The organism is Pseudomonas baltica (assembly GCF_014235765.1).
Taxonomy (GTDB): domain Bacteria; phylum Pseudomonadota; class Gammaproteobacteria; order Pseudomonadales; family Pseudomonadaceae; genus Aquipseudomonas; species Aquipseudomonas baltica.
The window spans coordinates 1,556,948-1,576,839 of record NZ_JACMYH010000001.1 but is presented as its reverse complement, the minus strand read 5'-3'; the positions used below and the strand labels follow the sequence as shown (position 1 = coordinate 1,576,839).

The following is a 19,892-nucleotide window of genomic DNA, read 5'->3' as shown; positions in this document are numbered from 1 at the left end:
CGCGGCAAGTCTTTCGCGGCCACGGACCGCTCCTACAGGGGGTGGGCGCGGTCCGGTGTAGGAGCGGTCCGTGGCCGCGAAGGGCGCACTGAGGTCTGTCGGGTAGACCGCAGTGCTGCCTTCGCGGGCAGAGCCCGCTCCCACGGGGGGATTTTAGTCCATGCCTACGAAGCCACCGGTCTGGTGATGCCACAGCCTTGCGTACAGACCGCGCTGCGCCAGTAGCTCGGTATGGCTGCCGATTTCGACCACCTTGCCTTTCTGCAGCACGACCAGGCGATCCATCTTGGCGATGGTGGACAGGCGGTGAGCAATTGCAATCACGGTCTTGCCTTTCATCAAGGTTTCCAGGCTTTCCTGAATCGCTGCTTCGACTTCGGAATCGAGCGCCGAAGTCGCTTCGTCCATGATCAGGATCGGCGCATTCTTCAGCAGGACACGGGCGATCGAGATGCGCTGGCGCTGGCCGCCGGAGAGCTTCACGCCGCGTTCACCCACATGGGCGTCGAAACCACGGCGGCCTTCGCTGTCGGACAGCAGCGGCAGGAAGTCATCGGCGCGGGCTTTGCGTACCGCTTCCCAGACCTGCTCCTCGGTAGCATTGGGCTTGCCATAACGCAGGTTGTCGAGGATCGAGCGGTGCAGCAGCGAGGTGTCCTGGGTGATCAGGCCGATCTGTTCACGCAGGCTCTCCTGGGTCACCTCGGCAATGTCCTGGCCGTCGATCAGGATGCGGCCGCTGGGCAGGTCGTACAGCCGCAGCAGCAGGTTGACCAATGTGGATTTGCCCGCTCCTGAGGGGCCGATCAGGCCGATCTTTTCACCCGGACGGATATCCAGGGTCAGACCCTCGATGATGCTGTCGCCCTTGGGGTAATGGAAGTGCACGTCTTCGAAGCGCACGTTGCCGCGGTCGACCTTGAGCCGTGGAGCCCCCTTCTTGTCGGTCACGCTGACGGGCTGGGCGATGGTCTGCAGGCCATCCTGCACCATGCCGATGTTTTCGAAGATACCGTTGACCACCCACATGATCCAACCGGACATGTTGACGATACGGATCACCAGGCCGGTGGCCAGGGCAATCGCGCCCACCGAGATGAGCGACTGCGTCCACAGCCACAGCGCCAACCCCGTGGTGGCGACGATCAACAGGCCGTTTATGGTGGTGATGGCGAAGTCCATGGCGGTGATCACGCGGCTTGCCAGTTGGGTTTTCTCGGTCTGCTCGCTGATCGCATCACGCGCGTACTGCTGCTCCATGCTGGTATGGGCGAACAGCTTGAGCGTGGCAATGTTGGAGTAACCGTCGACGATGCGGCCCATCAGTTTCGAGCGCGCGTCCGAAGACACTACCGAGCGTTCCTTGACCCTTGGAACGAAGTAATAAAGCGCGATCACATAGGCGACGATCCACAAGATCAGCGGGATCATCAGCCGCCAGTCGGCCTCGGCGAACAGCACCAGGGCGCTGATCGCGTAGATCAGTACGTGCCACAGGGCGTCGACTGCGGCGACCGCCGAATCGCGCAACGAGTTGCCGGTCTGCATGATGCGTTGGGCAATGCGCCCGGCGAAGTCGCTGTGGAAGAAATTCATGCTCTGCTTGAGCACATAGTTGTGGTTCTGCCAGCGAATCAGGCTGGTCATGCCGGGACTGATCGCCTGGTGTACCAGCAGATCATGCAGGCCGATGAAGATAGGCCTGAACACCAGCGCCACCACCACCATCCAGGTCAGCTCCAGCGCGTTGTCGCTGAAGAAGTGCACGTTGGGCGTGCCTTGGGCCATGTCGATGATGCGACTGAGGTAGCGGAACAGTGCGACTTCGATCAATGCACCGATCAAGCCCACCACCAACAGGGTGGCGAAGCTGGGCCACACCTGCTTGAGGTAGTAGATGTAGAAGGCCAGGACTTTGTTGGGGGGCGTTTCCGTAGGCGCTTCGCGGAAGATATCGATCCATTGTTCGAAGCGGCGATAAATGCTCAAGCGTGCTCTCCTGTGCGGGTTGACGGTCCTGGCCGGGGCCGACGTGGCGTGCGGATCAGTCCACGCGTTTCGCCGACTTGATCATCACCGGATCACTGGGCACGTTCTGCATGCCGCGTGAGGTCGTGGTCGGCACGTTGGCGATCTGGTCGACCACTTCCATGCCCTTGACCACCTTGCCGAAGACTGCATAACCAAAATCACGGCCACCATGGTCGAGGAAGTCGTTGTCCTTCTGGTTGATGAAGAACTGGCTGGTGGCCGAGTCCTTTACTTGAGTGCGAGCCATCGCGAGGGTTCCCCGGACGTTGTGCAAACCGTTGTCGGCTTCGTTCTTGATCGGACCCTGGGTTGCCTTCTCACGCATGTCTGCGGTGAAGCCGCCAGCCTGGACCATGAAACCCGGAATCACGCGGTGGAACACGGTGTTGTTGTAGTGGCCCTTGTCGACGTAGGCAAGGAAGTTGGCGGTGCTGATCGGTGCCTTGGCTGCGTCCAGCTCGACTTCGATCGGGCCCATGCTGGTGTCGAGCAACACGTGAGGGTGTTGGGCGTCGGCGGCCATCAGGTGGCCCGCCAGGGACAGGGAACAGGCGGCCAGAAGGATTTTTTTCAGCATGGGTATGAAGTCCTTGAAAAGGGGAGGCAAATGCTTTGAGCCAAAAGCGGCGCAAGCGTTCGGGGCAATGTGTGGCAAGCGTGCCGCCAAAGGACGGCCACGGCGAGCCGCAGGGGCAAAATCAATGTTACCGAATGTTCGCAGAACGAGGGGGTCAGGCGCCCTGATCCAGCACCACCTGCTCCAGCGCCAGGATCGGCACGTCCAGCGGGGCGGTATCGAAAGTGCGCAGCAGTTCGACGAGAATCTGCGTGGCCGGACCCAGCGGCTTGTCCTTGTTCGAATACAGATAGAACGTGGGGTGCCGACTGCCGCCCTGTTCCAGAGGCAAGGCGGCGAGGGTGCCTTCGCGCAGCTCGCGTTCGATCATGTGCCGGGGCAACCAGGCGAAGCCCAGGCCACTGCCGACGAAGCTGGCGGCGGTGGCCAGGCTGCCGACGGTCCAGCGCTGCTCTGCGCCCAGCCAGCCGACGTCGCGCGGTTGCTGGCGGCCCGAGTCACGGATCACCACCTGCATGTGGCCGTGCAGGTCCTGCACGCTCAGCGCCCGGCCCATGGCCAGCAGGGCGTGTTCGGGGTGCGCGACGGCAATGAATTCGATGGCGCTCATTTCGGCGCCCAGGTAGCCCGGAATGCTATAGCTGCTGATCGCCAGGTCGGCGACGCCTTCCTGCAGCACTTCCTCGACCCCCGACAGCACTTCCTCGCGCAGCCGCACTCGGCAGCCGCGGCTCTGCGGCATGAACGCGGTCAGGGCACGAATCAGCCGTGCGTTGGGGTAGGCCGCGTCGACCACCAGGCGGACTTCGGCTTCCCAGCCCTGTTCCATGTGGTGCGCAAGGTCTTCCAGCTGGCTGGCCTGCTTGACCAGTTGCCGGGAGCGGCGCAGCAGCACGCCCCCGGCGTCGGTGAGCACCGCCTTGCGCCCGTCGATGCGCAGCAGCGGTACCCCGAGCTGGTCCTGCATGCGGGCCACGGTGTAGCTGATCGAAGACTGCGAGCGGTGCAGGGCTTCGGCTGCCTGGGCGAAGCCGCCATGGTCGACCACGGCCTGCAGGGTTCGCCATTGATCAAGGGTGACGCGCGGCGCTTTCATCTTCGACTCCTGTGTCTTGTGCGCACCGCCCGCCCGAGGGTGCAGCGATCCGTCTCGATGCGCCACAGGGTAGAGGAATGATCGGACAAGACAACTTATTTGATGGGTCGTGGCAGGTATCCTGGGGTCTTCCATCGATCCCACGCTGGCTTCACTGGCCTGACCTGCCCCAGATGCGCTAAGGTCCGCGCCTCGCAAATTCGGGGCGCACCATGCAATACCTTCTGATCGTCACCCTCATCCAGGCCTTCTCTTTCAGCCTGATCGGCGAATACCTCGCCGGTCATGTCGACAGCTATTTTGCCGTCCTCGCGCGGGTCCTGCTCGCCGGGCTGGTGTTCCTGCCGCTGACCCGCTGGCGCCAGGTCGAACCGCGCTTTGTGCGCGCCATGCTGCTGATCGGCGCGCTGCAGTTCGGCATTACCTACGTGTGCCTGTACCTCAGTTTTCGCGTGCTGAGCGTGCCGGAAGTGCTGCTGTTCACCATTCTGACGCCGGTGCACGTGACCTTGATCGAGGATGCGCTGAATCGCCGTTTCAACCGTTGGGCGCTGGTAGCGGCCCTGGTTGCGGTGGCAGGTGCCGCCGTGATCCGCTTCGACCGCGTCAGCCCGGACTTCTTCATCGGTTTCCTGCTGTTGCAGGTGGCCAACTTCACCTATGCTGCCGGTCAGGTGCTGTACAAGCATCTGCTCGCGCGCCACCCCAGCGATCAGCCGCAATACCGTCGCTTCGGCTATTTCTATGTCGGCGCCTTGCTGGTGGTGCTTCCGGCATTCCTGCTGTTCGGCAACCCCGACCACCTGCCGCAGGCGCCCTTGCAATGGGGCGTGCTGGCGTTTCTCGGGCTGGTGTCGACGGCGCTCGGCATGTATTGGTGGAACAAGGGCGCAAGCCTTGTGCCGGGGGCGACGCTGGCGGTGATGAACAACCTCCACGTACCGGTCGGTCTGCTGCTCAACCTGCTGATCTGGAACCAGGACGAACCACTGGGACGGCTGTTCCTGGGTGGCGGTGTGATCCTTTTCTCGGTGTGGTTGAGCCGTCTGGGCGTGCGTGACAGCAAGGTGCAAGCATGATGAAAACAGGATCCACAGAAACGTCCACACGCAACTGGTCCAGCGTCATCGCGCTGGCACTGGCGGCGTTCATCTTCAATACCACGGAGTTCGCGCCGGTCGGGCTGCTGACGTCCATCGGTCAGAGCTTCGCCATGCCAACGGCGCAAGTAGGGCTGATGTTGACGGTGTATGCCTGGGTGGTGTCGCTGATGTCGTTGCCGATCATGTTGCTGACGCGCAACGTCGAACGTCGCCGGTTGCTGATCGGGGTGTTCATGCTGTTCGTGGTCAGCCATGTGGTGTCCAGTGTCGCCTGGAGCTACGCAGTGTTGCTGGCCAGTCGCATCGGTATCGCCTTTGCCCACGCCCTGTTCTGGTCGATCACGGCATCGCTGGCGGTGCGGCTGGCGCCACCGGGCAAGCACACCCAGGCGTTGGGGTTGTTGGCCACCGGGACGTGCCTGGCCATGGTGCTGGGCGTACCGCTGGGGCGGGTGGTGGGCGAGGCGCTGGGATGGCGCACCACGTTCGTCGGAATCGGTGTGGTGGCGACGGCGGTGGGGCTGTGGCTGGCGAAAAGCCTGCCGGCGCTGCCGAGTCAGAACTCCGGTTCGCTGCGCAGCCTGCCCATGTTGCTCAAGCGCCCGGTGCTGGTCGCGCTGTACGTGACCACGGCGCTGGTGATCACTGCGCAGTACACGGCCTACAGCTACATCGAACCGTTCGTGCAGGCGGCGGCACGCATGAGCGGGGAGATGACCACGACCCTGCTGCTGCTGTTCGGCGGCGCGGGGGTGATCGGCTCCCTGGTATTCAGCCGCTACAGCGGCCGTTATCCGCGTAGCTTCATGGTGGTGTCGATCGCCCTGCTGGGCCTGTGCCTGATGCTGCTGTTGCCGCTGGCGCGCCACGCCACCTACCTGAGTGTGGTGAGCGTGGTCTGGGGCATATCGATCATGTGCTTCAGCCTGGCGATGCAGTCCAAGGTGCTCGAGCTGGCGCCGGATGCCACGGACGTGGCCATGGCGCTGCATTCGGGCATCTATAATGTCGGCATTGGCGGTGGGGCGCTGCTGGGCAGTGTGGTGATCACCCAGCTGGGGGTAGCGAACATTGGCGGCGTCGGCGCGCTGATGGCGGGGGCGGGCTTGCTGCTGTGCTGGCACACGACGTATCGGCGTGGTCATTCGGCACCCGCCTCGGGTTGACCGGTCTGCAACACCTCGCCGATCCCGGACGCGGCTTGCGCCGCTGCTACAGGGGAATGCGGTGTTTCTGGGGTAACGCGTTGAGGCGCGATACAGGGGAATGCGGGGGTTCGGGGGAACGCGTTAAGGCCGCATGCAGCGGAATGCGGTGTTTCTGGGGTAACGCGTTGAGGCCGGAGACAGGGGAATGCGGGGGTTCGGGTGAACGCGTTAAGGCCGTATGCAGCGGAATGCGGTGTTTCTGGGGTAACGCGTTGAGGCCGGAGACAGGGGAATGCGGTGTTTCTGGGGGAACGCGTTGAGGCCCGATACAGGGCGACGCGGTCCCTGTAGCAGCGGCGCGAGCCGCGTCGGCGGCGTACGCGGTTTGTCTGGCTGAACGCATTGTGGCCGAATGCAGCATCGAGGCGTAACTAACGGTTCCGCTTGCAACCCTTTTTAAAATACAATCGATCTCATTTACATCTGACAGGTGCCGATGATGGTCGATCTTGCGGGGGCGGACGTTAGGGCGTTCGAAACGCTCTACCGCGACAATCGCAGTTGGCTGGAGCAGTGGCTCAGCCGACGCCTGGGCAGTGCCTGGGATGCGGCGGACCTCAGCCAGGATACGTTCGTCCGGGTGCTGGCCAGCCCTCAGTCGGTGGCTGACCTGCAGGAGCCTCGCGCCTATCTCAAGACCGTCGGCAAACGTCTGCTGGTGAACTTCTACAAACGGCGCAGCCTGGAGCAAGCCTATCTGGATGCGCTCGCCACGCTGCCCGCAGACGTCGCACCCTCGCCGGAACAGCGCTGGCAGGTGCTGGAAACCCTGCACGCCCTGGATCAGCTGCTCGATGGCCTGCCCACTGCAGTTCGCCGCGCCTTTCTGCTCAGCCAGCTGGAGGGGCTGGGGTACCGGGAAATCGCCGAACGGTTGCAGGTCAGCGAGCGCAGCGTCAAGCGTTACATGGCGCAGGCCTACGAGCACTGCCTGCTGGCCGAGCTGTGCTGAGCCCCGAGCCGAGCGACGAAGCACGCCGGGTCGCCCGGTCGGCGGCACGCTGGTGGGTGTGCATCGAGTCCGGCGCGGTCAGCGAGCAGGATCTTGCCCGCCTGCAACGCTGGCGTGAAGCCAGCGACGCCCACGAGTCGGCCTGGCGGCGGGTATCGGCGCTCAAGGGCCGCTTTCAGATCCTGCCGCCAGCGCTGGCCATGGCCAGCCTGGATCGTCCGGCGCCAGGCCGTCGCGACATGCTCAAGGGCTTGCTGGGCGTAGCCGTAGTGGCCCCCGCCGGCTGGTGGCTCGCGCGCGAGCTGCCCCTCGACGCCTGGCGCGCCGATGAGGCCACCGGGACCGGCGAGCGACGTCGACTGACACTGGCCGATGGCAGCGTGTTGCATATCAATACCTCGACGGCGGTCGATATCGATGCCGAAAAACGGCAACTCAGGCTGCGGCGCGGAGAAATCATGTTGCGCCTGGCCGACGCCACGCCGTTCCACATCCGCACGGCGCTCACCGACGTGAGGCTCGACCAGGGTGAGATCAACGTCCGCGAGGGCAGCGGCGTCTGTCGGCTGTCGGTGCTTGCCGGGCAGGCAGAGGTTCGCCCCACAGGCTTTGCCGCGCTTACCTTGCGCGCGGGGCAACGTATACAGTTATCCGACGCAGGGCCTGGTCCGATCACCGGTTTCGATCCTCGCCAACCGGGTTGGCGCGAAGGCGTGATCGTTGCCCTCAACCAGCCCCTGGGGGAGTTTCTGCGCGAGCTGGACCGTTATCGCCCCGGCATTCTGCGCTGGCAGCCCGAACTGGACGCCTTGCGCGTGACCGGCAGTTTTCGCCTGGACGAGCCTGATCAGGTATTGAATCTGTTGGCGGTCAGCCTGCAGCTGCGCGTGCAGTGGCGCACGCGCTATTGGGCCACCCTGGTGCCCCAGGAAAAATCCGCGTAGCGCCTGTCCCCTTTTGCGCGCTCGCTTGTCATGGAAAGGTAAGCACACTCAAAGAGCCTTCAGCCATGCCCGCACGGCCCCCTCGTTCGTTTCCCCGGTCCACCCGCAAGCCACCGACCCACTATGCTCGTGCGCTGCATCTCAGCGTGCTGCTCGGCCTGGCGCCGATGCCGTTGCAAATGGCCCTTGCCGAAGGCAGCGCTCGCGTCTACAGCGTGCCGCAGGGCGATCTCGCCGCTTCGTTGACACGCTTTGCCAGCCAGGCCGGTGTCAGCCTGTCGGTCGCCCCCGCGTTGGTCGATGGTCGGCGCAGCGCCGGGCTGGCCGGTGAGTACAGCGTCGAAAGCGGTTTCGCCCAGTTGCTGGCCGGTAGCGGTCTGCGTCTGCAGGCGTTAGGGCAGAATGCCTATATCCTGGTAGCTGCGCCCCAAGGGGCAGGCGTCGTGGAAATCACCCCCACCACGGTGACCGGTGCCGCGCAAGGCAGCCTGGCAGGCGAGCCGTATGCTGGTGGACAGGTGGCGCGGCGTGGCTCGCAAGGCCTTTTGGGTGCGCGAGACTTCATGGACACGCCGTTCAGCATGACCAGCTACACCAGCGAGACCACCAAGAACCAGCAGGCCCGCACCCTGGGCGATCTGGTGGCCAGCGACCCGGCAGTGCGTACCACCAACCCGGCAGGCGGGCGTTTCGAACAGTTCACCATTCGTGGCTTCAGCCTGTTCAACAGCGATGTGTCCTACAACGGGTTGTACGGAATACTGCCCACGTATTCCATCGACATGGAGATGGCCGACCGGGTGGACATCCTCCGCGGGCCCAGTCAGTTGATCAATGGCATTTCCCCGCGAGGCAGTGTCGGTGGCGGCATCAACGTGGTGCCCAAGCGTGCCACCGATACGCCGATCAACGAGTTCACCGCCAGCTACGCTTCCGACAGCCAGGCCGGCGGCGCGGTGGATGTCGGCCGCCGCTTTGGTGAAGATCAGCGCTTTGGTGTCCGCCTCAATGCGGTGAAGCAAGCAGGTGATACCACGTGGGACCAGCAGAGCGTGGACCGCGAGATGGCCGTGATCGGGTTGGATTTTCGCGGCGAGCGCCTGCGGCTTTCCACCGACCTGGGGCATACCGAACGTGATACCGATGCGCCGCAGGAGCGCGTCCAGGTCGGTGTCAACGCGCGCGTGCCGAGCGCCAACCACGTGCGCGACAACTATGCGCAAAGGTGGAGCAAGGCGCGTACCGAGGATACGTTCGGGGCGTTCAACGGCGAGTACGATTTGAATGATTCGACTCTGCTGTACGGCAGCATCGGTGCACGGGAAAGCAACCACGATTTCCTCCGGCACAACGTGTCGGTCACCAACGATGCCGGTGACTTCGAGGTGCTGCCCCGCGACTTCACCCGGGACGAGAGCGTGCGCACGGCCACGGTAGGCGTGCGTAACTGGTTCCAGACCGGCCCGGTCAGCCATGAGGTGAATCTGGCCGCCAGTCATTTCTACATGGACTTCACCAATGGCGGAGCGCGCTACTCCAGGGGGCGCAGCAATCTTTACGACCCGATAGCGACGCCGACTCCGAACAATCCCACGCGGCAGGACGCGAAGGTCTATACCGAGAACAGGTTCGACGGCGTGGCGCTGTCCGACACCCTCGGCTTCTTCGACGACCGCTTGCTGCTGACCCTGGGCGGGCGCTGGCAGCGGGTCAAGGTCGATGACTGGAGCGATGGGGTGAAAGGCGATACGGGCTACGACGAGGAGAAGTTTTCGCCTTCGGCAGGCGTGCTCTACAAACTCACCGACGAGCTGTCGCTGTATGCCAACTATCTGGAAGGCCTGAGCCAGGGCAAGATCGCGCCTTCCACCTCGATCAACGAGGACGAGATTTTCCCGCCTTTCATCAGCCGCCAGGTGGAGGTGGGTGCCAAGTACGATCTGGGCAGCCTGGCTATCACCGCGGCCGCGTTTCGTATCAAGCAGCCGGCGTACGAAACCAACACCGTCACCCGCACCTTCGGGCCTAATGGCAAGCGCGAAAACAACGGCGTGGAATTGAGCGTGTTTGGTGAGCCGCTTGCTGGCGTGCGCCTGCTGGGCGGGGTGATGTACATCGACAGCGAGCTGAGCGGTACCACTGCAGGCGCCTTCGATGGCAACCGTGCACCCGCCACGCCCGAGCTCAATGTCAACCTGGGTGCAGAGTGGGACGTGCCGGCCTTGCCAGGGTTGACGCTCAGTGGACGCGGGATCTACTCCAGCGCGCAGTACCTGGATCAAGCCAACAGCAAGGAAATCGACAGTTGGGAGCGATTCGACGTGGGTGCGCGGTACGCGTTCAAGGTGCAGGGCAAGGCCGTCACGCTGCGCGCCAATGTCGAGAACGTGCTGGACAAGCGCTACTGGGCGTCGGCTGGCGCTTCGGACGACAGCGAGCCGGGGTTGACCCTGGCCACCCCGAGAACCTACCTGGTCTCCGCCACGGTTGGCTTCTGACTGTCCGTGGGACCAGCCGAAGCCTTCGCGGGCAGAGCCCGCTCCCACAGGTTAAACCGGGACCCTGTGGGAGCGGGCTCTGCCCGCGAAAAAGACACTGCGGTGTATCGGCTTAAACCTTGAAGCGTCCGACCAACCCTTTCAGATGTCCGGAAATGTCTGTCAGCCGCCCCGATCCCGATTGTGCCGTGTGCGCGTACTCTTCGACCAACTGAGCATCGGCATGGATCTGCGCGATGTGCCGGTTGATTTCTTCGGCCACCTGGTGCTGCTCCTCTGCCGCCGTGGCGATCTGGTTGTTCTGGTCACGGATCGAATCAACCGAAGTACGAATCTTGTCGAAGCTATCCCGCGCCTGCTGGATGCATTCGACGCTGTCCTGGGACACCTGCAGGCTCCCCTGCATCTGCTGGGTGATGACCTGGGTACGGCGAGCGAGATTGCCCAACAGGCCGTCGATTTCCCCGGTCGAGTCGGCGGTACGACGGGCCAGCGCCCGCACCTCGTCGGCGACCACGGCAAAACCACGGCCCTGATCTCCGGCCCGCGCCGCCTCGATGGCGGCGTTTAGCGCCAGCAGATTGGTCTGCTCGGCGATGGAGCGAATGGTGTCCAGAATGCTGTTGATGTTCTTGCTGTCCTGCTGCAGCAGCTGCATGGTTTCAGTCGACTGTTGCAGCTCCGAACTCAGTTTGAGCACGCAGGTGGTTGCCTCGCCAATACGCTGCTGACCGTCGCTGACCTGTTGGTAGCCATTGTCGGCGCTGGTGGCCGCTTCGCCGCAGGAACGCGCCACTTCGTTGGCCGTCGCGACCATTTCGTTGAACGCCGTGCTGACCAGCTCCACCGCTTCGCGCTGGCGCCCAGCCACTTCATCCATATTGCGCGCGACCTCGTGCGTGTCGGCGGCGGCCACCTGCAGGTCGGACGATGCGGTGCCGATACGTTGCACCAGCTGCGAAATCATCCCGATGAACTGGTTGAACCACCCGGCCAACGCCGCCGTCTCGTCCTTGCCCTGAACCGTCAGCTGACGCGTCAGGTCGCCTTCGCCTTCGGCAATTTCCTGCAGGCCGTTGGCGACGCCCCGGATCGGCCGCACGATGACCCCGGCGAAGCTTGCACCGACGATGGCGAATACCACGGCAAGGGCTGCGGCGATGGCTGCGATCAGCCAGGTCAGGTTCGATGCCCGGGCCATCACCTCTTCACGCTCGATCAGGCCGATGAAGCGCCAGCCAAGCCCAGACGAGCTGACGATGTTGGCCATGTACACCTTGCCGTCGATCTCGACCTGGGTCGAACCGTCGCCGTGCCTGGCCAGCTCGGCGTAGTTGGCGCCCAGGTCGGCCAGCGGCTTGAAGTTGTGCTGTGCATCGCTGGGGTCCACCAACACGTTGCCGTTGGCTTCGATCAGCATCAGGTAGCCACTGTTGCCCAGCTTGATGTTTTTCACCAGTTCGGTCATCTGCTTGAGCGAAACATCCAGGCCCACCACGCCGACCACCTTGCCGGCAGCGTCGGTGACACTGTGCACCGTACCGATCAACGACACATCATCGGCCGCCCAATAGTAGGCGTCCGTGCGCACGGTGGTGCCGGGTGCGGCCATCGCCGCCTTGTACCAGGGGCGCTGGCGCGGGTCGTAGTTGGCGATCTTCGGATCGTTGGGCCAACTGGCGTAGCCGCCATCGCTGAGCCCCAGGGACAGGTAGGCGGTGCTCGGATGGGTTTTGGCGAAACCGTCGAAAATCTCCAGCAAACGCTGGTTGTTTTCGGTCAGGGGAATCTGTGGGGCGTCTGCGCCCGAGTAATTCTTCAGACCCGTGGCGGCGACGATACGTGGGTCCTTGGCCAGGTACTCCACGTTCTGGCTGATGCCATCGAAGAACTGCTTCATGCCATTGTCGATCTGACGGATCTCCCGCCCGCTGCTGTCGACGAAGTCGGCCCTGGCAGCTTCGCGCAAGTTGAAGACGACGAGCACGGCGACCACGATCACTGGCAGGCAGGCGATGATCGCGAACCCCCAGGTCAATTTTTGCTTGATGTTCATGGTGTATTCCGCTGGTTTTATAGGTGTTGGTCGGCAGAAGGAAAGGCAGCGTGCTGCGTGCAGTCTCGGGAATTGTTCTTCGCATCGCTTTCTACCTATCGGCGACGAAAGGTCAAGCTGAACTGCGTCCGGCGGTCGCCGGACAGGCGGTCGCTTCGGCACCTGAAACGGTGGTGGGCCGGCAGCCCGCTCGCGGTACTTTTTCAGTCGTGCAGAGTCTACTCAGTGACTTTTCTGACAGAGCGTTCGCGCATGCCCACCGTATCTCGTCTTCCACTGTTCGCCTTCGCGCTGGCCGTGGTCATCCAACCAAGCCTGGCGGCGCCGCGCAGCGTGCCTTCCATCGATACCGAAGATGCCGCACTGGGCAGTGTCGAGATCGGCGAGGAATCAGGCCGCTTTCACCCGCAAATGAGCGTGGATGTCCGCAATGGCGACTTCGCCCGCGGCAACTACGACGATGACGCGGCAAGCCTGGGTCGCGTGCCCTTGCATGCCCAGGCCGGTTTCGCCCTGGACCTGCACCAGGCTGTCGACGGTCGTGCCAACGCCTGGCTGGTGTTCAGCACCAGCAACGGTTTTCATGATCCATCGAGCGATGAAAGGGTAAGCCCGCGGCGCTGGTACGAGAGCAACAACCTGCTGGGATTGGTGATATCGCCCGTCGAGGGGTTGAGGCTGGGGTTTGTCTACACGGTCAAGACCAGTCCGAACGATGTCGCCGACACCACTCAGGAGGCGAGCTTCACCCTGGCCTACCAGGCTGATTCGGGGTTTGGCGCATGGCGCCCGGGTTTGGCGATCACCAGCCGTACGCAGGGGGACAGTGGCCTGTATACCCAAGGCAGCGTGGAGCCGGGCGTGGACCTGAGCGATGCCGGTCTGCGCTTGAGTTTTCCCAGCACGGTCGGGATCGGCTGGAATGGATTCTATGGTCCCGATTCCGGCGACCGTCTCTATGCCCGCAGCGGGCTGGCGCTCGAGCAGCCCTTCAAGTGGGGGGAAACACGCTGGAGCGCCCGCGCCGAGGCCCTGGCAATCTACCGCGATGGCACCCTGCGCGAACTCAGCGGCCCGAACGGCGAAACCGACAGCGTGGTGCCTCAGGTGACCATGAGCCTGTCCATGGCGTACTGACCATTACCTGTAGGAGCGGGCACGGACCGCTCCTACAGATGAATCTGCTTCGGGGCCAGGGCCTGGTGCCTCTACCAGGACACACCTTGATTCAGAATCCCTGCTTCGGCAAAAACCTGTAACGGTATGATCTGGCGCATTCCCATCCCTCCCAGAGGTTTCCATGCAGTCCAGACTCATCGCTTACCCGGCCATGGTCGCGCTGACCGTCCTTCTTGCCGGCTGTGACGCGGCCGAAACCGCGGCGAACAAGGTCATCGAAACCTCCAAGACGCAACTGGTCGAAGCAGCGCGTGACACCTTCAGCGAATCGGCCAAGCAGATCAACGAGACGATCGACAAGGCGCAGCAGAGCGCCAAGCCGTGGATGACGGAGGGTGACGAGAAATCCGAAACCCGACACTCTGCAGCCGAGCAGGAAGCTAAGGAAAAGTCGGAAGGGTAAGCCTTTCCGCCTCTTCACAATTCATCAAGCATCAGGCCTGAATGCCACAGCGGGCATGACTAGATCTTGAAGCTGTCCACCAACTGCTTCAAACGGTTGGCCTGCTGGGAGAGCGCATCGCAATTTCGCAGGGTTTCGGTGAGGTTGGTCACGCCCTGCTGATTCAGCATGTTGATTTGACTGATATCCACATTTAGCGCCTCCACCACCGAAGTCTGCTCCTCGGTAGCGGCAGCAACGGATTGGTTCATGCCGTCGATCTCGCCGATTCGCTGGGTCACGATGGCCAGACGATCGCCGGCCTGGTTGGCCACCGTCATGCTTTGCTGACTGGAAGCCTGGCTAGTATTCATCGTCACCACCGCTTCGCGCGAACCCACCTGAAGCGCCGTGATCATCTTGTGAATCTCTTCGGCAGACTCCTGGGTGCGGTGCGCCAGGTTTCGCACCTCATCGGCCACGACTGCAAAACCACGGCCCGCTTCACCGGCCCGCGCCGCCTCGATGGCAGCGTTCAAGGCCAACAGATTGGTCTGTTGGGAAATACCCTTGATCACGTCGAGGATGTGGCCGATGTTGTCGGTGCCCGCGTTCAAGGTTTCAATCTGCTCGCACGACAGGCTGATTTTCTCGGATAACGTGCTTATTGCCTCGATGGTACGCGTCATCACTTGGCGACCGTCGTCGGCCTGACCGCTGGCATCGCTGGCCTGACGCGACGCTTGCGCGGCGTTGCGGGCAATCTCCTGGGCGGCAGCACCCAGCTCGTTGATTGCAGCTGCAACGCTTTCGGTACGGGCGCTTTGCTCGTCGGAGCCTGCGATGGACTGGTTGGAAGAGTGCATGACCCGTTGGGCCAATGCATGCACTTCCCGGGTAGCCGACGACACCTCGCCGATGGAGGCATGGATACGCTCGACGAACTGGTTGAACGAGGTACCGAGTTCACCGAATTCATCACGGCTTTCAACGACCAGGCGACGCGTCAGATCGCCTTCGCCCTGCGCGATGTCACGCATTGCCCGGCCCATGGTCACCAATGGACGCATCAAGAACTTGATGAGCAAGGTCAGCAACAAGGCAATGGCGAGAACGGCAACGACCATGGCGATCACGGCCGACGTACGGAACTGGCGCAGTGGGGCGTAGGCTTTGTCCTTGTCGATCGACAGACCCACGTACCAATCCGCCGAAGGCAACCCTGTGACCGGCGTGAACGACAGCAGTCTCGCCTGACCATCGAGGGTGACCTCCTGCAGATTCTTCTCGATTCGCGGCGTGCTGCCGGGGTAGATGTCTTTCAGGTTTTTCATGACCTGATCCTTGTCCGGCGACACCAACACTTGACCGTCTGCGCTGACGAGAAACGCCTGGCCGATCCCGCCAAAATCCACCGAATTGATGATCTGCACCAACGTGTCGAGGCTCAAGTCGCCGCCGACTACGCCCATCAACTGACCTTGGCGTTTGACGGGCGCTGCCACCGTGACGACCAGGCCACCCACCGATGCCAGATAGGGCGGCGTCAGCATGACTTGATCCGCTGTCACTGCAGCTTTGTACCAGGGCCGCTGACGCGGATCGTACCCGTCAGGCATCTTGGTGTCGGGCCGCTGGATGAAGGTGCCGTCGGCCACACCCATGTAGGTGAATTGAAAGTTGGTCGTGATCACGGGCTGGTCCAGCAGGCCCGGGTAGTCCGCCTTATCGCCTTGATAGGCAATGTTCTGGCGCAGGTTTTCAATCACCAGAATCCGGCCGCTGAGCCAGTTCTTGACGCTGCTGGCGGTCAGCTCGCCCGACTGCTTGACCGATGCGCTGAGGTTCTGCTGGATGGCGCTGCGCTGCAGATAGTCGTTGTAGAGCGTGAACAAGGCGAACGCCAGGATGACGATGCTGCACCCGGCGATCAGGATTTTATGGCTGAATTTCAAGTTCATGGACGCTAGAGGTTCCGGGGCATGAGGGGGCGAAAGCCAGGCGCCGTGCTGGGGATGCAGCAGCGCTGTCAGGCAGCAGGTCGGACTGGGGTGCGAGCACCGGATGGCGGCAATCGAGTTGCGCCGACATCCGTCGTCTTCAGCGTTTCGGCTGCGCGCGCGCGAACATGAGAACTGATCGTGGTTTTCCGCCACATGGTCACCGGCCGACGAGGGCGCACCGCGCAGTGCCTAATACACCGCAGCGGCTTATTCGCGGGCAGAGCCCGCTCCTACAGGGGCTGGGGCATCCCGTAGGAGCGGTCATCGGCCGCGAAGGGCGCACCGTGTGGTACCTGACACAACGCGGCGCTTGTTTCGCGGCCACGGACCGCTCCTACGAACGGGGTTGCGTTCAGTGCGGACCGGTCACTGCGGTCAACCCGCCGCGCAGATCGGCGCCGCTGGGCTTCTGGTAGACGCTCAGGCCAAACTCCGGCAGCACGGCCAGCAGGTAATCGAAGATATCGCCCTGAATCCGTTCGTACTCGGCCCAGGCCGTGGTGCGGGTGAAGCAGTAGATTTCCAGTGGTACGCCCTCGGCGGTGGCTTCCATCTGACGGACCATGCAGGTCATGTTCGGCTGGATGTCCGGGTGGGCGTTGAGATACGCCAGCGCGTAGGCGCGGAAAGTCCCCAGGTTGGTCATGCGCCGCTGGTTGGCCGACAGTTCCGCGACCTCGCCCTGCGCCGCGTTCCATGCCTTGAGTTCGGCCTGCTTGCTGCTGACGTAGCCGCTGAGCAGGCGAATCTGGGTCAGGCGCAACTGCTCCTGTTCGTCGAGAAAGCGTATGCCGCTGGCGTCGATGTGCAGGCTGCGCTTGATGCGCCGTCCGCCGGACTGCTGCATGCCGCGCCAGTTCTTGAACGACTCGCTCATCAGCCGCCAGGTGGGGATGGAGACGATGGTCTTGTCGAAATTCTGGATCTTCACGGTGTGCAGGGTGATGTCGACGACGTCGCCGTCGGCGCCCACCTGGGGCATCTCGATCCAGTCGCCGACGCGCAGCATGTCGTTGCTGGTCAACTGCACGCTGGCCACGAACGACAGCAGGGTGTCCTTGTAGACCAGCAGGATGACCGCCGACATGGCGCCCAGCCCGGACAGCAGCAACAGCGGCGAGCGGTCGATCAACGTGGCGACGATGATGATGGCACCAAAGATGTACAGGATCATCTTGGCCAGTTGCACGTAGCCCTTGATCGAGCGGGTGCGGGCGTGCTCGGTGCGCGCATAGATGTCGATCAGTGCATTGAGCAGGGCCCCCAGGGCCAGCACCAGGAACAGGATGGTGAAGCCCAGCGCGATGTTGCCGATCACGTGCTTGCTGTTGTCGCTCAGCACCGGGATCAAGCCCAGACTGAACTGCACCACCAGCGACGGCGTCATTTGCGCCAGGCGATGGAAGACCTTGTTGTGCAAAAAGTCGTTGAGCCAGTGCAGCGATGGCCGGCGACTGAGCAGCTTGGCCGCGTGCAGGGTAAGGAAGCGCGCCAATCGGCCCAGGGCGAAGGCGGCGATCAGCAGCAGGAACAGTGACACACCGGCCTGCAGGACCGGCTGGTCGTCCAGGCCAGTGATGAACGTGACGGTTTGGTGCCAGAGCGATTCGGTGTTCATGGGGTGGCGTGCAGCTCCCGGATTGAAAAGGGGCGGGGATTAAAGCCCATCGAGTGGGGCAATCGCCACGCCTGGAAAGATTTGCACGCAATTTACCGACTTACGGGTAAAGAAATTCGGCTAATCGTGCGCAAACCGGTACCCTATGCAGTCGAATTTATGTACTCCGTCGAGGTAACACCCGTGTTTTCCCAATTCGCCCTGCATGAACGCCTGCTCAAAGCCGTCGCCGAGCTGAAATTTGTCGAGCCGACGCCGGTGCAGCTGGCCGCCATTCCCCTGGCATTGCAAGGGCGCGACCTGCGGGTGACGGCGCAAACCGGCAGCGGCAAGACTGCCGCATTCGTCCTGCCGATTCTCAACCGCCTGATGGGCCCGGCCAAGGTGCGCGTCGACATTCGCGTGGTGATCCTGTTGCCGACCCGCGAACTGGCCCAGCAAACCTTGAAGGAAGTGGAGCGCTTCAGCCAGTTCACTTTCATCAAGGCGGGCCTGATCACCGGCGGTGAAGACTTCAAGGTGCAGGCCGCCATGCTGCGCAAGGTACCGGATATCCTCATCGGCACCCCTGGCCGCCTGCTGGAACAGCTCAACGCCGGCAACCTGGACCTCAAGAAGGTCGAGGTGCTGGTGCTCGACGAAGCCGACCGCATGCTCGACATGGGCTTCTCCGAAGACGTGACGCGCCTGAGCGACGAGTGCGGCCAGCGTGAACAGACCCTGCTGTTCTCGGCCACCACCGGCGGTGCCGGGCTGCGCGACATGATCGGCAAGGTGTTGAAGGATCCCGAGCATCTGCTGATCAACAACGTCAGCCAGTTGGCCGAGGGCACTCGCCAGCAGATCGTCACCGCCGACCACAACGTCCACAAAGAGCAGATCCTCAACTGGCTGCTGGCCAACGAGACGTACCAGAAGGCAATCGTCTTCACCAACACCAGGGCCATGGCCGACCGTATCTACGGGCGCCTGGTGGCGCAGGAATACAAGGCGTTCGTGCTGCACGGCGACAAGGACCAGAAGGACCGCAAGCTGGCCATCGATCGCCTCAAGCAGGGCGGCGTGAAAATCCTCGTGGCTACCGATGTGGCGGCCCGCGGCCTGGACGTCGACGGCCTGGACCTGGTGGTCAACTTCGACATGCCGCGCAGCGGCGATGACTACGTGCACCGCATCGGTCGAACTGGCCGCGCCGGCAACGAAGGCCTGGCAATCTCGCTGATCTGCCACGGTGACTGGAACTTGATGTCCAGCATCGAGCGCTACCTCAAGCAGACCTTCGAGCGTCGGGTGATCAAGGAAGTCAAAGGTACCTACGGCGGACCGAAGAAGGTCAAGGCGTCGGGCAAGGCGGTCGGCGTGAAGAAGAAAAAGACCGACAAAGACAAAAAGGGCGACAAGAAAAGCGTTGCCAAGGGCCCGACCAAGCGCAAGAGCGTCAACCGTCCCAAGGCCGATGCACCGGCGTTGGTAAGCCAGGACGGGCTGGCGCCGCTCAAGCGTCGCAAGCCGGCTGTCAGCGAGTAAACTGCGCCAGGCAGGCTGGCTTCCCGGCGGAGGCCAGACCTGCCAAAACACCCCGCAAAGCTGTCTTCGCGCAACTCCCCCGCACCCACCCGGTCCCATACCTGGCAAGCCCTTTCACTCATGTGTTGGAGGTTCTTCCGGATGACCACTTACGACTGGCAGTTGATCGAACGGCTGTTGCACGAAGTGCAGAACGGCGCCAATCAGGATTTCACCCCGCACCGCTATGCCCAGGACCACGCCGATGCAGCCACCGCTCAGGGTGACACGCCTGCTGCTGTCGACCAGTTGCAAACCCAGGCCCGCGACTATGAAAAGCTGTTGCTGGAGCGCGGGTTCATCGAGCAGCGTCCTGACAGCGAAGGTGGCACGGGCCGCAACTTTCAGTTGACCATGCGGGGTTCCAGCCTGTTGAGCCTGCTCGACAGCAGCATCCCCGACAACGATCACGGGCTGGAAGTGCTCGACGAGCAGGACGATGCGCTGGACCCGGCTACCTTCGATGAGTTGGCCAGTAAACCGCAGATTGTCTGAGCCTTTGGCATGGATTGAAACCGTGTTGCTCTCTTCGCGGCCGCTGACCGCTCCTACAAGGGCGGAATGCGGTGTGCCGATGTAGGAGCGGTCAGCGGCCGCGAAGCAGGCGAGTTGGTGTGCCTGTGTGAGCGGAGCCATCCGCCGCGTAAGCCTTGTGGCGCGTGGCTTGTTACACTGGCGA

The 19,892-nt window shown here is 62.9% G+C and carries 15 protein-coding genes and 1 pseudogene; 9 read left to right on the top strand and 7 right to left on the bottom strand.

The genetic code is table 11. From position 1 onward, the window contains the following. Positions 1–153 precede the first annotated feature (153 nt). From H7993_RS06985 to H7993_RS06975, 3 genes are all read right to left on the bottom strand, one after another. The gene (locus tag H7993_RS06985) at positions 154–1,983 is read right to left on the bottom strand and encodes an ABC transporter ATP-binding protein (RefSeq protein ID WP_122479715.1); all 1,830 of its coding nucleotides are present in this window, start codon (positions 1,981–1,983) and stop codon (positions 154–156) included. A gap of 61 nt (positions 1,984–2,044) precedes the next feature. After that, entirely contained in the window at positions 2,045–2,608 is a 564-nt protein-coding gene (locus H7993_RS06980; protein WP_122479230.1) for a peptidylprolyl isomerase, read from the bottom strand. Between the two features lie 154 nt (positions 2,609–2,762). Next, positions 2,763–3,704 carry a LysR family transcriptional regulator gene (locus H7993_RS06975; RefSeq protein ID WP_122479229.1) on the bottom strand — a complete coding sequence of 314 codons (942 nt, stop codon included), beginning with the start codon at positions 3,702–3,704 and terminating at the stop codon, positions 2,763–2,765. A 212-nt stretch (positions 3,705–3,916) separates the two neighbouring features. On the opposite strand from H7993_RS06975, the gene H7993_RS06970 reads away from it, so the two are divergent. The 5 genes from H7993_RS06970 (at position 3,917) to H7993_RS06950 (ending at position 10,409) form a co-directional block, all read left to right on the top strand. Beyond that, positions 3,917–4,783: a carboxylate/amino acid/amine transporter gene (locus H7993_RS06970; RefSeq protein WP_185793894.1), complete on the top strand. Its 867-nt coding sequence runs from the start codon at positions 3,917–3,919 to the stop codon at positions 4,781–4,783. Beyond that, complete coding sequence (locus H7993_RS06965; protein WP_185794197.1) at positions 4,783–5,973, top strand: sugar transporter; 1,191 nt, start codon at positions 4,783–4,785, stop codon at positions 5,971–5,973. Before H7993_RS06970 ends, H7993_RS06965 begins: the two co-directional genes overlap by 1 nt. 481 nt (positions 5,974–6,454) lie before the next feature. Beyond that, positions 6,455–6,967 (top strand): sigma-70 family RNA polymerase sigma factor, encoded by a 513-nt coding sequence (locus H7993_RS06960; RefSeq protein WP_122479226.1) that lies wholly within the window; start codon positions 6,455–6,457, stop codon positions 6,965–6,967. Beyond that, complete coding sequence (locus H7993_RS06955) at positions 6,961–7,911, top strand: FecR domain-containing protein (protein ID WP_185793893.1); 951 nt, start codon at positions 6,961–6,963, stop codon at positions 7,909–7,911. Before H7993_RS06960 ends, H7993_RS06955 begins: the two co-directional genes overlap by 7 nt. Before the next feature lie 167 nt (positions 7,912–8,078). Then, positions 8,079–10,409: a TonB-dependent receptor gene (locus H7993_RS06950; protein ID WP_244646959.1), complete on the top strand. Its 2,331-nt coding sequence runs from the start codon at positions 8,079–8,081 to the stop codon at positions 10,407–10,409. A 112-nt stretch (positions 10,410–10,521) separates the two neighbouring features. Here H7993_RS06950 and H7993_RS06945 read toward each other — a convergent pair whose 3' ends face one another. Beyond that, entirely contained in the window at positions 10,522–12,465 is a 1,944-nt protein-coding gene (locus tag H7993_RS06945) for a methyl-accepting chemotaxis protein (RefSeq protein ID WP_185793891.1), read from the bottom strand. 252 nt (positions 12,466–12,717) lie between these two features. On the opposite strand from H7993_RS06945, the gene H7993_RS06940 reads away from it, so the two are divergent. Further along, positions 12,718–13,602: a hypothetical protein gene (locus tag H7993_RS06940; RefSeq protein WP_244646858.1), complete on the top strand. Its 885-nt coding sequence runs from the start codon at positions 12,718–12,720 to the stop codon at positions 13,600–13,602. A 163-nt stretch (positions 13,603–13,765) separates the two neighbouring features. Further along, complete coding sequence (locus H7993_RS06935; protein WP_122479223.1) at positions 13,766–14,047, top strand: hypothetical protein; 282 nt, start codon at positions 13,766–13,768, stop codon at positions 14,045–14,047. Between the two features lie 59 nt (positions 14,048–14,106). On the opposite strand, the gene H7993_RS20915 is transcribed toward H7993_RS06935, so the two are convergent. The 3 genes and pseudogenes from H7993_RS20915 to H7993_RS06925 all read right to left on the bottom strand — a co-directional run bounded on the left by H7993_RS20915 (position 14,107) and on the right by H7993_RS06925 (position 17,647). Beyond that, positions 14,107–14,892: a methyl-accepting chemotaxis protein gene (locus tag H7993_RS20915; protein WP_425311994.1), complete on the bottom strand. Its 786-nt coding sequence runs from the start codon at positions 14,890–14,892 to the stop codon at positions 14,107–14,109. A 69-nt stretch (positions 14,893–14,961) separates the two neighbouring features. Further along, a pseudogene (locus tag H7993_RS20910) lies at positions 14,962–15,987 on the bottom strand (HAMP domain-containing protein); the annotation flags it as partial. Positions 15,988–16,381: 394 nt separating this feature from the next. After that, positions 16,382–17,647, bottom strand: a complete 1,266-nt coding sequence (locus tag H7993_RS06925) for a mechanosensitive ion channel family protein (protein ID WP_185793889.1) — start codon at positions 17,645–17,647, stop codon at positions 16,382–16,384. Between the two features lie 183 nt (positions 17,648–17,830). Between H7993_RS06925 and H7993_RS06920 the strand changes: the two genes are divergently transcribed. Both H7993_RS06920 and H7993_RS06915 read left to right on the top strand, forming a co-directional pair. Continuing rightward, positions 17,831–19,174, top strand: coding sequence for a DEAD/DEAH box helicase (locus H7993_RS06920; RefSeq protein ID WP_163007604.1), 1,344 nt, complete (start codon positions 17,831–17,833; stop codon positions 19,172–19,174). 141 nt (positions 19,175–19,315) lie between these two features. Then, positions 19,316–19,708, top strand: coding sequence for a transcriptional regulator (locus tag H7993_RS06915; protein ID WP_185793888.1), 393 nt, complete (start codon positions 19,316–19,318; stop codon positions 19,706–19,708). The last annotated feature ends 184 nt before the right edge of the window (positions 19,709–19,892 follow it).